Annotated in this window: 10 protein-coding genes and 2 pseudogenes; 6 read left to right on the forward strand and 6 right to left on the reverse strand. The window is 60.5% G+C overall.

Annotated elements, in window-relative coordinates; genetic code table 11:
- A pseudogene (locus tag B0W55_RS26255) lies at window positions 1-589 on the forward strand (DEAD/DEAH box helicase); the annotation flags it as partial.
- Between the two features lie 68 nt (window positions 590-657).
- Here the strand turns inward: B0W55_RS26255 and B0W55_RS26260 are convergent.
- Together B0W55_RS26260 and B0W55_RS26265 are read right to left on the reverse strand one after the other, a co-directional pair.
- Entirely contained in the window at window positions 658-1245 is a 588-nt protein-coding gene (locus tag B0W55_RS26260) for a YceI family protein (protein WP_077048830.1), read from the reverse strand.
- Window positions 1246-1277: 32 nt separating this feature from the next.
- Complete coding sequence (locus tag B0W55_RS26265; RefSeq protein ID WP_077048831.1) at window positions 1278-1829, reverse strand: cytochrome b; 552 nt, start codon at window positions 1827-1829, stop codon at window positions 1278-1280.
- A gap of 693 nt (window positions 1830-2522) precedes the next feature.
- Here B0W55_RS26265 and B0W55_RS26270 point away from each other — a divergent pair.
- Window positions 2523-2930, forward strand: coding sequence for a hypothetical protein (locus B0W55_RS26270; protein ID WP_256576402.1), 408 nt, complete (start codon window positions 2523-2525; stop codon window positions 2928-2930).
- A gap of 382 nt (window positions 2931-3312) precedes the next feature.
- Here the strand turns inward: B0W55_RS26270 and B0W55_RS26275 are convergent, their stop codons facing one another.
- Window positions 3313-5064 carry a flavin monoamine oxidase family protein gene (locus B0W55_RS26275; RefSeq protein ID WP_077048833.1) on the reverse strand — a complete coding sequence of 584 codons (1752 nt, stop codon included), beginning with the start codon at window positions 5062-5064 and terminating at the stop codon, window positions 3313-3315.
- Window positions 5065-5284: 220 nt separating this feature from the next.
- Here B0W55_RS26275 and B0W55_RS26280 point away from each other — a divergent pair, with 220 nt between their 5' ends.
- On the forward strand, window positions 5285-6691 hold the full coding sequence (locus B0W55_RS26280; protein WP_077048834.1) for an adenosylmethionine--8-amino-7-oxononanoate transaminase: 1407 nt from the start codon (window positions 5285-5287) through the stop codon (window positions 6689-6691).
- 114 nt (window positions 6692-6805) lie between these two features.
- On the forward strand, window positions 6806-7525 hold the full coding sequence (locus B0W55_RS26285; protein ID WP_077048835.1) for a 16S rRNA (uracil(1498)-N(3))-methyltransferase: 720 nt from the start codon (window positions 6806-6808) through the stop codon (window positions 7523-7525).
- Between the two features lie 41 nt (window positions 7526-7566).
- On the opposite strand, the gene B0W55_RS26290 is transcribed toward B0W55_RS26285, so the two are convergent.
- Complete coding sequence (locus B0W55_RS26290) at window positions 7567-8796, reverse strand: D-amino acid dehydrogenase (RefSeq protein WP_077048836.1); 1230 nt, start codon at window positions 8794-8796, stop codon at window positions 7567-7569.
- Between the two features lie 109 nt (window positions 8797-8905).
- Between B0W55_RS26290 and B0W55_RS26295 the strand changes: the two genes are divergently transcribed.
- Window positions 8906-9817, forward strand: coding sequence for a LysR family transcriptional regulator (locus B0W55_RS26295; protein ID WP_077048839.1), 912 nt, complete (start codon window positions 8906-8908; stop codon window positions 9815-9817).
- An 8-nt stretch (window positions 9818-9825) separates the two neighbouring features.
- Here B0W55_RS26295 and B0W55_RS31305 read toward each other — a convergent pair.
- Both B0W55_RS31305 and B0W55_RS26300 read right to left on the reverse strand, forming a co-directional pair.
- A pseudogene (locus tag B0W55_RS31305) lies at window positions 9826-9942 on the reverse strand (metal ABC transporter ATP-binding protein); the annotation flags it as partial.
- The gene (locus B0W55_RS26300; protein ID WP_077048837.1) at window positions 9932-10549 is read right to left on the reverse strand and encodes a hemolysin III family protein; all 618 of its coding nucleotides are present in this window, start codon (window positions 10547-10549) and stop codon (window positions 9932-9934) included. The gene B0W55_RS26300 and the pseudogene B0W55_RS31305, both read right to left, overlap by 11 nt.
- A 116-nt stretch (window positions 10550-10665) precedes the next feature.
- Between B0W55_RS26300 and B0W55_RS26305 the strand changes: the two genes are divergently transcribed.
- Window positions 10666-11580 carry a LysR substrate-binding domain-containing protein gene (locus B0W55_RS26305; protein WP_077048838.1) on the forward strand — a complete coding sequence of 305 codons (915 nt, stop codon included), beginning with the start codon at window positions 10666-10668 and terminating at the stop codon, window positions 11578-11580.
- Window positions 11581-11661: the final 81 nt, after the last annotated feature.

The raw sequence follows: 11661 nt of genomic DNA on the forward strand, positions 1-11661 counted from the left end.
AAAACCTGCCTCAGGCGAAAAATCCGAGCGCGGCGAGCGCCCGGCCCGCCAGCAGAAACCACGGGAAGGCACCCCGGCCCGTGAACAACGCCCAAGCCAGCCGCCGCGTGCTGCCGCTGATCGCGCCCCGGACGAGTTCCTTGACGACGATATCGATAACTTCGGTAACCGCGTCGACTACGTGCCTCAGCAGAAACCGGCCCAGGGCCGTGGCCGCCGTCCGGGTGCTCCGGCACAAGGCGCGGCAGCCGGTGCCGGCGCACCCCGTGGCGGCAAGCCACAGGGTCGCCAGAACGGTCCGCGCAACAGCGATGGTGCCACCACCGGTACGCCGCCTGCCAAGCGCAATGGCCCACGCAACGGTGCGCCACGCGACGGTCAAGCCCGCCGCGAGGACTCGCGCAACCGCCGCCCGGCCCGTGACGACCAGCCTCGTTCGGAACCGGCCGTGCAGAACCCGCGCGGTCCGGCACCGAAGATCATGCACAAGGAGTCCAAGGCCGACCGCTTCCCGACGCCTGAGCAGCTCGATCAGTTGCCAACCCGGCCGCGTGGCGAGAAACCGGCATTGCTGACCCGCAATCGCTGATAGATCGCAGCCATAAAAAACGCCCGCGCTCGTGAGAGCAGCGGGCGTTTTTTTGTCAGGCGCGAAAATTATTTCGCTTTGACACCTTCAAACGTGATGTACAGGTCAACCGCGTCAGACTGTGGACCCAGGTCCATCATCTTGCCGAAATCAGAGCGCTTGATGCTGGTAGTGCCCTCGAAACCGGCACGGTAGCCGCCCCATGGATCCTTGCCTTCACCCAGGAAAGTGGCCTTGACCACGATTGGCTTGGTCACGCCCAGGATGGTCAGGTCACCGGCCACGTCAGCGGTGTCTTTGCCAGCGGCGTTTTTACCGGTTGGCTTGACGCTGGTGGACACGAAGGTCGCCTTGGTGGAGTTCAGGAAATCCTTGCTGGAGATGTGCTTGTCGCGCTCGGCGTTGTTGGTGAACACGCTGGCGGTGTTGACGTTGAACTCGATCTTGCTGTCTTCAGGCTTGGCAGCGTCAAAGTTGAATTTGCCGTCGATGTCCTTGAAGGTACCAGTGATGTAGCTGTAGCCCAGGTGGCTGATCTTGAAGTCTACGAAGGCGTGCTGGCCTTGTTTGTCGACCACGTAGTCGGCGGCCATCACGTTACCGGCGGCCAGCAGGGCCGAACCGATTGCCAGAGCAGCGAGCGTCTTTTTCAACATGCTTTGTTTTCCTTTGGAGTCGAGGTTGAACTTCAGGCTTTGCGACCGAGCATGCGCTTGAGGGTCACATCGCGATCGATAAAGTGATGCTTGAGTGCTGCCAACGCATGGAGGCCGGAAAAAATCACCAGCGTCCACGCCAGATAAAGGTGAATCGCCCCGGCGTTATCCGCCTGGTCCGGCAGATTGGAGATCAGGGCAGGCACTTCAAACCAGTCAAACACCGGAATCCCGACACCCTCTGCGGTGGAAATCAGGTAACCGGCAATCATCACAGCGAACAAGCAGAGATACAGAAACCCATGGCCAAACTTGGCGCCCAGACGCGTCATGCGGCTATAGCTGTCCAGGGTTGGCGGCGGCGGGCTGATCAAGCGCCACAACACCCGCAGGATCATCACGGCCAACAGGATCAGACCGATGCTCTTGTGCAGATCAGGTCCTGCCTTGCGCCACGGGTCGTAGTAGCCGAGACCGACCATCCACAGCCCCAAACCAAACAGCCCGAACACTGCCAGAGCCACGCCCCAGTGCAGGACGAGGCTGATCAAACCATAGCGGGAAGTAGAGTTACGTAGCTGCATTGCCCAAATCCTGTGAGAACTGCGACCAAGACTAAAGAGTTATCTATCGAATTAAAGCGGAAATTTTCGCTATAAAACATCGATAAATACGATCAAGAGTCTGAAATCGGTGAGTTAAGGAAAGATTAAAGGCCAAAGTCTGGAGAGGTGGTAGTGATTGGCTAGAAATATGTGTCGCCCGCGAGGGCTTCATCGCGGGCGAGCCTTGCTCCTACAGTGGGCGGAGGCGTAGAAAAAATCATGTATCTTCCAAAGCCTGTAGAAGCGAGCCTGCTCTTGAGAACGATGGCACACACGAAAAAATCCTTGGATTTGGTGGATCAATCCAACTCCCAAAAATACCTGTAACAGGTCGTACAGCCTGCATTCGACTGCAAAGCGACCGTAAATCTTGAGAGCGAGCTCGCATAGGAAAAGCACGCTGACTACCTTTACGACTGCTTCGAAGCAAAACGCAGGTTTCGCCAGCTGCTACAAAAATCGCGCAACGCGGCGCTGAGTACTGTCCCGCGCAGAGTTATTTCCGAGCAAGTAGTAAATATGTATAGCCTTTTAGAGATATGAACTTGATTGAATAATCACTCAACAACTCATTTCTCAAGGTGAAAATATGGCTATTAGGTACACCCCTTTCATGCAAGTGGCTCATCGGTATTGCCGCCGAATCAAGCGATGGTGCCAGGGCAATATTTGATGTCGCAAAACGGTCGTTTTCGACTGGTACTGCAAGTGGATGGAAATCTGATTATCACAGATAACGGCGCTGTAGTTTGGATTGCAGATGGAAACCAGCGGTATAGTCAAACTACATATCCGAGAAAAATGCGCGAGCCGCTGAAGTTTGTGGTCAGCAATAACGGATTTTTATATGACCCGTCGAGAGGCCGGATATGGATTGCCGAAAGTACTCATACCACTGATAAATCGTTCTGGTACAACACTTGCCTGACCATTCAAGATGATGGAAATCTGGTGATATTCGACATGCGTACAGGGGATTCACGCTGGGCTCGCTTTGGATTCGAACCTGGGCGCTCGCCCAAGAGGAGGCCGCTTAATATAATTATCCCAGGAATAACAATTTTTAATTATGAGTGGTGATCAACCAAGGCACCCACCTCATCGCTAGCACCCTTACAAAAGCAGACCTAAACTAATTAACCGAACATTCAGGCCTATAAGAATCCATTTGACACTTGTGAGCCAACTCACCGTCATACTTGGGAATCATAGGTATTGTTAGAGGATCTCTACCCTCACCGACAACACAGCCTGATAGCGTAAAACAAATAACCACCATTAGGAATAACTTCATTTATCACTCCAGTTTTCTGAAGAGAATAACTTTCAACGCAAGCAATATCGGTAATTTGTTTCTGGTTGTTTTGTGGGAAGATTCTGATAAACCGCTAAAACGTGTAGGACCAAAATTCCGTTAGCAAAAAAAGCGCGACCCTAGGGTCGCGCATTTTACGTCTGAACGTTACTGAGCCTTTGTCTCAGTCGTCGCCGGCTTGGCGGCCGGCTTCTTCGCCGGTTCCGCCTTTTTCACCGGGGCCTTGGCCGGGGCTTTTTTGGTTTCGGTCTTGGCGGCCGGTTTCTTCGCCGGGGCTTTTTTGGCCGGTTCGGCTTTCACCGGTGCCACCGCAGGCTTCGGCGCTTCAACCGGTGCCGGTGCCGCCACGGGGGCTGGTGCAGGAGCCGGTGCTACCGGTGCAGCGGGTTCTGGGGCCTTGACCGGCTCTGGCTTCTTCTCGTCATCCGAACCACCGAACAGATTGGTGAAGAAGTTGCCCTTCTTCGCCGCCACCGCGCCGGCTGCTGCGGCCGCGGCCACTGGAGCGGCCTTGGCCGGTTCGAACGACTTGCCCGCCGCCAGGTCTTCCACCTGACTGGCCGCACGCTGGCCGGTGCGCAACGCGCCTTCGAGAGTACCCGGGTACAGGGTGTCGGTGTGCTCGCCGGCAAAGGCGACGCGCTGGATCGGACGCTCCCACAGGCGCCAGTACTTGCTGATCTGCCCTGGGCCGAAGGCCAGGTAGGCACCACCGGTCGACGGGTCGGTGCTGTAGCGGCGGATTTCATAACCGGTGAACGAACCACGGGCCTGTGGATAAAACGCGTGCAGGCGAATCAGTACCTGATCGACCATTTGTTTGTCGCCGAAGGCCTGCATCACCCGCGCGTTGTCACCGGACAGGTTGATCACCACGTTGGCGCCGCCCTTGAGGGCAGGCTCGATCCACAACATGCCAAGGCCGGCGTTGCTGTAGATCTCGCCGGACATGCGCGACTTGCTTTCCCATACCGGCGTCTTGAACTTCAGCATGATCTGGTCACGCCAGCCGTAGTTGGTGCCCTTGATCGCCGCCAGGTGCTGGGCATCCAGCGCCGGGGTCATCTGAATCTTGGCCAGGGCGCGCAACGGCACGGCCAGCACCACGTAGTCAGCCTGATAGCCGACACTGCCGACCTTGACCGTCACGCCGTCCTTGTCCTGGGTGATCGCCGAGGCGGGCGAATCGGTCTTGATGGTCTTCAGCTGTTTGACGAAGGCCTGGGCCAGTACGGGGCTGCCACCGACCAGTCGCGAAGCGCGCAGGTCGCGGTCGGAGACACCACGGTAAACGCGGCTCTGCTGGGCGAAGTACAGCAGCGACAGGCGCGAAGGCTCGTCGTAGTGGGTGCGGATGTCCTGGTTGATCAACTGACGGGCCGTGGCCGGCAGGTTCTGCTTGTCGAGCCAGCTGGACACGTTGATCTGGTCCAGGGCGTGCAGCGTGCTGGTGGCGGCCGGGTTCTGCGGGTCGTCGATGGAGCGTGCCAGGTCGTCCACGGTCTTTTCGTAGCGCTTGATCGCTTCGGCGGTGGTCGGGTCCTTGGTGGCCAGGTCGGCCGAGGTGTAATACACGCCGTCGATCAGGTAACCCGGGGTCCGCACGAACTCAGGCGCCGGCGTGGTGCTCAGCTTGAAGGTGGAGACGTACTTGTTCAGCACCGGTTGCGTCTTGTCGTTGCCGATCCACTCGCTGGTGGCCATGCCGGAACGCCCGCCCAGGCTCGGCCTGGCTTCGAGCAGCGTGACCTGCCAGCCCTTGTTCTGCAGTTCATAGGCCGCCGTCAGGCCCGCGACCCCGCCACCGATCACGATCGCGGTTTTATCCTTGGCCAGCGCAGACACGCTGAACAGCCCCAACATCACCAGCGCACAGGCGCGCAGCCAACCGACAGACATTCAGCGAACTCCGGAAATACACGAAAAATAGCGATTATGCGGGTCAGGCGACCCAAGACCCGCGAAGGATACGTCAGCCTTCGGACGCCCGCCAGCAACGTCTATCGGCCCATACAAAGTAGCTCAATCGACACAATGGGTTGTCCCCGTGCGATGCATTGCATAGGCTTGCGCGATTGCATGTCCGCGCCTTTCACGGACCGCCTCCAGGAGAGTGAAAATGGGCCTGAACCAACAGTGGATGGAACGCGATCTCGCGGTGTTGTGGCATCCCTGCACCCAGATGAAAGACCACGAACAGCTGCCGCTGATCCCGATCAAGCGCGGTGAAGGCGTCTGGCTTGAGGACTTCGAAGGCAAGCGCTACCTCGATGCCGTCAGCTCCTGGTGGGTCAACGTGTTCGGGCACGCCAACCCGCGGATCAACCAGCGTATCAAGGACCAGGTCGATCAGCTGGAACACGTGATCCTCGCCGGTTTCAGCCATCAGCCGGTGATCGAGCTGTCCGAGCGCCTGGTGAAGATGACCCCGGAGGGCCTGACCCGATGCTTCTACGCCGATAACGGCTCGTCCTGCATCGAAGTCGCGCTGAAAATGAGCTTTCACTACTGGCTCAACCGCGGACAGCCGAACAAGAAACGCTTCGTCACCCTGACCAACAGCTACCACGGCGAAACCATGGCGGCGATGTCGGTGGGCGACGTGCCGCTGTTCACCGAAACCTACAAGGCCCTGCTGCTGGACACCATCAAGGTCCCGAGCCCGGATTGCTACCTGCGCCCGCAGGGCATGAGCTGGGAGGAACATTCTCGCAATATGTTCGCGGCGATGGAGCAGACCCTTGCCGAGCACCACGACACGGTCGCGGCGGTCATCGTCGAGCCGCTGATCCAGGGCGCCGGTGGCATGCGCATGTACCACCCGGTGTACCTCAAGCTGCTGCGCGAGGCCTGCGACCGCTACGGCGTGCACCTGATCCACGACGAAATTGCCGTTGGCTTCGGCCGTACCGGCAGCATGTTCGCCTGCGAACAGGCCGGCATCCGCCCGGATTTCCTCTGCCTGTCCAAAGCCCTGACCGGCGGCTACCTGCCGCTGGCCGCGTGCCTGACTACCGAAGACGTCTACGGCGCGTTCTACGACGACTATCCGACCCTGCGCGCCTTCCTGCACTCCCACAGCTACACCGGCAATCCGCTGGCGTGCGCGGCAGCATTGGCGACGCTGGATATCTTCGAACAAGACAACGTCATCGAGAACAACAAGGCCCTGGCGGCGCGAATGGCCTCGTCCACTGCGCACCTGGTCGATCACCCGAACGTGTCCGAAGTGCGCCAGACTGGCATGGTACTGGCCATCGAGATGGTCAAGGACAAGGCCACCAGGCAAGCGTATCCGTGGCAGGAGCGTCGTGGTTTGAAGGTGTTCCAGCATGCGCTGGAGCGTGGCGCCCTGCTTCGGCCCTTGGGCAGCGTGGTGTATTTCCTGCCGCCGTACGTGATCACCCCGGAGCAGATCGACTTTCTGGCTGAGGTGGCCAGCGAAGGCATCGACATTGCCACTCGCGAGGGCGTCAGCGTGGCGGTGCCGAAGGATTTCCATCCCGGCTTCCGTGATCCGGGCTAAAGGCCAATAAATGACCCTGTGGTGAGGGAGCCTTTGTGGTGAGGGGATTTATCCCCTCACCACAAGCGTCCTCGCCACAACAGCGATTCCGATCGAATTCAGTAGAGAACCACAATGAGACTGTCCCGCTTTTTCATCGACGCCCCCCTGAGCACCGGCGAACACGAGCTGCCCGAGGCCCAGGCCCACTACATCGGCCGGGTGCTGCGCATGGCCGAGGGCGATGCGTTGCAGTTGTTCGACGGTTCCGGCCATGAGTTTCGCGCCACGTTGGTGGAAGTCGGCAAAAAACGCGTCGTGGTGCAGATCGATGAGCAATTCGCCGGGCAGGTGGAATCGCCATTGCAGATTCATCTGGGCCAGGGCCTGTCCCGTGGCGAGCGGATGGACTGGGCGATTCAGAAAGCCACCGAACTGGGCGTCAGCGAAATCACACCGATCTTCAGCGAACGCTGCGAAGTCCGGCTCAAAGACGAACGCGCCGACAAACGCCTGCTGCATTGGCGTCAGGTGGCGATCAGCGCCTGTGAACAGTGCGGGCGCTCGCGGGTGCCGGTGATTCATCCGCCGGTGCTGTTGGCGGATTGGATCAAACAGACGCAGGCCGAATTGAAACTGGTGCTGCATCCGGTGGCCGAGCCGCTGGTCAGCCACGCCAAACCTGCGAGCCTGGCGTTCCTGATCGGTCCGGAAGGCGGGTTGTCGGATGCCGAAGTGGAACAGGCCAAAGGCGCCGGTTTTCAAGCCGCCCGCCTCGGGCCGCGGGTGCTGCGCACCGAAACCGCACCGGTTGTGGCGCTGGCGGTGGCCCAGCAGCTTTGGGGTGATTTCTAACCCCCATTTGATCCTTCCCATGCCCCGCTTTGGAACGATCCCTAGTGGAAACCGTGCAGGTCGATGGAAGTCGGGCGCTGGCTGATCAGCTCACTGAGCAAGCGTCCGCTGCCGCACGCCAGGGTGAAACCCAAGGCACCGTGGCCAAGGTTGAGCCACAGGTTGCGATAAGCCGTTGCCCCCAGCAGGGGCACACCTGTTGGCGTCGCCGGGCGCATGCCGGCCCATTCCACGGCGGCGTCGTAGTCGCCGGCCTGGGGGAAGGTGTCCCGGGCTTGGCGCTTGATCAGGGCCAGGCGCTGGGGATCGACAGCGGGGTCGAATCCGACGATATCGACCATCGCCGCCACCCGCAGTTGCTCGCCGATGCGCGCATAGACGATCTTGCGGTCGTAGTCGGTGATGCTCACATCCGGTGCCCGGTGTTGCGCACCGATGGGCACGGTCAGGCTGTAGCCCTTGAGCGGATACAGCGGCAGGCGCAGGCCTGGCAGCGCCAGTAGCGGACTGCGGTGGCCGGCGGCGATCACCAGTTGATCGACGGCCAGCACTTGCTCACCCAACTCGATGGCATTGACGCTGCCATTGGCGTGGCAGATCCCGGTGACCGCTTGCCCCAGGCGAAATTCACATCGCCCCGAGGCCTTCAACCGAGCGGCCAGTTGCTGGCAGAACCCGTGGCAATCGCCGACCTCCTCGTCCGGGGTATGAATCGCCCCTACGAACGGTCCCTCGGCCAACGCCGGTTCCAGATCCGCACACTCTACAGCCGTCAGCACCTGCTGCTGTTGCGGATCGGCCAGAGCGTTGCGCGCATGCTCAAAGCTGCCGGCATTGCGAAACGTCACCAGTTTGCCGTTGCGCCGCCAATGGAAACCGTCCAGTGCGTCGTCCTCGCGCCAGCACTTCAAAGTGCTCTGGCTGAACAACGCCAGACGCAGCAGATGCGCGGCATTTTCCCGGTTCACCGAACGGCGGCACGCAGCAAGAAACGACGTCATCCAGCGCCACTGGGCCGGGTCCAGGCGCGGGCGCAGCTTCAAGGGGGAATCGCCACGCAACATCCAGCCAATCGCCTGCAACGGCACACCGGCATCGGCCAGCGGCGCGACGTAGCGGTAAGAGAGTTGGCCGCCGTTGGCAAAACTGGTCTCGCTGCCCAGCGAGTCGCGAGCGTCGATCACTGTCACTTCGAAGCCGTCGCGCACCAGTGCATAAGCCGTTGCCAGGCCAATCACGCCGCCGCCGATGATGCACACACGCTGAGCCATGTCCGTCCTTAAAACCGTTATGAAGACCTGGTCGAGGTTAGAGCCAGGTGACAGGCGCCGGACAATGAATAAAGATGCCAAACCCATAAACAAAGGTTATGGACTCGCCATGCGTCTACGTCACATCGAGATTTTCCAGGCCATTCGCCAGACCGGATCCATCAGCGCCGCCGCGCAATTGCTGCACGTCTCGCAACCGGCGGTGACCAAGGTGTTGCAGCATGCCGAACAGCAACTGGGCTTCCCGTTGTTTCTGCGGGTGCGGGGCAAGTTGCAGGCCACGCCGGAAGCGTTGGAGCTGGAGCGCGAGGTCGACAAGGTCAGCGAAAGCCTGCAAGGGGTGCGGCGCCTGGCCCAGAGCCTGCGCCGCGAACCGGGCCACAGCCTGCGCATCGGCGCTACGCCGGCGCTGGCCCTGTCGTTGTTGCCCCCGGCCATTCACGAGTGGACCGAGCGTTACCCGGACACTGCCTGCGAATTGTCCAGCGCTCACAGTCGCGAACTGGTGCAAAACCTGTTGATGCGCGAGGTGGATGTGGCGTTGACGCTGCAGCAGCCGGATCACCCGGGGTTGAAGGCTCAGGCCTTGGCGTCGGGTGTGCTGGTGGCGTTGGCGCCCAAAGATTTCTGGCCAGTGGAAGATGCAGGGAAACCGCTGCCGTTGATGGCGCTGGCCGATGCGCCGTTGATTGGTCTGTCCAGCGCCGACCCCCTGGCCGCACGACTCGACAGTTATCTGGAAGCGGTCGAGCCGCCACCGCGGGTGCGCATCGCCGTGCAGACTTATTCCTTGGCCCGGGCGATGGTGGAATCCGGTGCGGGGGTGGCGGTGATCGACCCGTTCACGGCCCTTGGCGCGTCAGCCGCCACCACGACGATTCGCCCGCTGGCACCGCCACTGCCCATCACCCTGTATGCAGTGACCCGCGCCAGCGAGCCGCCGCCGCACACCCTGAACGATCTGTTGCAGACCTTCAGCCGCCGGGCTCAGGAACAACTCAACCACCTGAGCCTGACGTGATCCCAATGTGGGAGCGGGCTTGCTCGCGAAAGCGGCGTGTCAGCCAACATTGATGTCGACTGACCCACCGCCTTCGCGAGCAAGCCCGCTCCCACAGGTAAAGCAGTACGGGGTCTAGAGGACATAAAACAAGATCGCCACAAAGTGCAGCAAACTCCCGGCAATCACGAACAGATGCCAGATCCCGTGGGCATGCCGCAGCCGATGATCCAGGGCAAAAAAGATGATGCCCACGGTGTACAGCACCCCACCCGACGCCAGCCACGCAAACCCCGCCGGGCCCAGTGCCGCCAGCAACGGCTTGACCGCCACCAGCACGATCCAGCCCATCACGGCGTAGATCACGATCGACAGGATCCGCGCCTCCGAACGCGGCTTGATCTCTTGCAGGATGCCAATCAGCGCCAGCCCCCAGACGATCCCGAACAGCGTCCAGCCCCAGGGCCCGCGCAGCGTCACCAGGCAGAACGGTGTGTAGCTGCCAGCGATCAACAGGTAGATCGAGAAGTGATCGACCTTCTGCATGATCGCCTTCTTGCGCCCGCGCACGCTGTGGTACACGGTCGAGGCACTGTAGAGCGTCAGCAGGGTGAAGGCGTAGATCGCCGTGCTGACGATCTTCCATGGACTGCCGTCGAGGCTGGCGAGCACAATCAGCCACACCCCGCCGACAAACGCCGCCACCGCCCCGACCAGATGCGTCCAGGCGTTCAATCGTTCCCCGTGATACATCGGTTACCCACCCCCCAAAAATTCCAAGGCTCAGGCCTCGAGCCTCAAAGCGCAATCTTTCCGTACACCACGATCCCTGCATATACAATCGGGGCATACCAAAAAGAGTCCGCCCCATGCTGATCGACGAAGAGTTGACCCTGAAAAAACTCGAGGTGTTCCTGGCCTTCATGCGCACCGGCAACCTGGCCCGGGCCGCCGCCGAGTTGCAGACCAGCAACGTCAGTGTGCACCGCGCCATTCACTCCCTGGAAAGCGCCCTGCGCTGCCCGCTGTTCAAGCACGAAGGCCGCAACCTGACGCCGCTGGAAAGTGCCTACGTGCTGGAGGAACGGGCGCAGAAGCTGATTCAGGACGTGGTCGAAAGCGTGCGCCTGACCCGCGAGGCCGCCGGGTATTCGGCCGAGCGCTTCAAATTGGGCTCGCTGTATTCACTGACCGTCAAGACCGTGCCGCAATTGATCATGGGCCTGAAGATCCGCCGCAGCGAACTCAACATCGACCTGATCCTGGGCTCGAATTTCGACCTGCTGTACAAGCTCAAGAACATGGAAGTCGACGCGATTCTGGTGTCCCTGGACGACAGCATCAATGACCCGGACCTGGAGCATATTCCGCTGTTTTCCGACGATATCTTCCTGGCCACCCCGGCCGACTCCAAGTTTGCCCATCGCAGCGAAGTCGACCTGGCGCAAGTGCGCGACGAAACCTTCATCACCCTGACCCAAGGCTTCGCCACCCACCAGGACGGCAACCGGGTGTTCAGCCAGGCGGGGTTCGAGCCGAAGGTGGCGATGCAGGTCAACGATATCTTCACCCTGCTGAGCATGGTCAGTTCGGGCGTGGGTTACGCGTTGCTGCCGGGGCGGATTGCGGCGGTGTACGAGAACCGGGTGAAGCTGATCCCGTTGCAGGAAAAGTACCGAATGCAGCAGCACATTGGCGTGGTGTTCTTGAAGGCCAAGGAGCGCGATCCGAATCTGCTGGCGCTGCTGGCGGAGTGTCGGATGTATGCCAATCGGCAGCTTTGAGACCTGTGGCGAGGGAGCTTGCTCCCGCTGGGCTGCGAAGCGGCCCCGTTCTTTGTTTCAAAAAGAAGGGGACTGCTGCGC

This window comes from Pseudomonas sp. KK4 (assembly GCF_001984065.1).
GTDB lineage: Bacteria > Pseudomonadota > Gammaproteobacteria > Pseudomonadales > Pseudomonadaceae > Aquipseudomonas.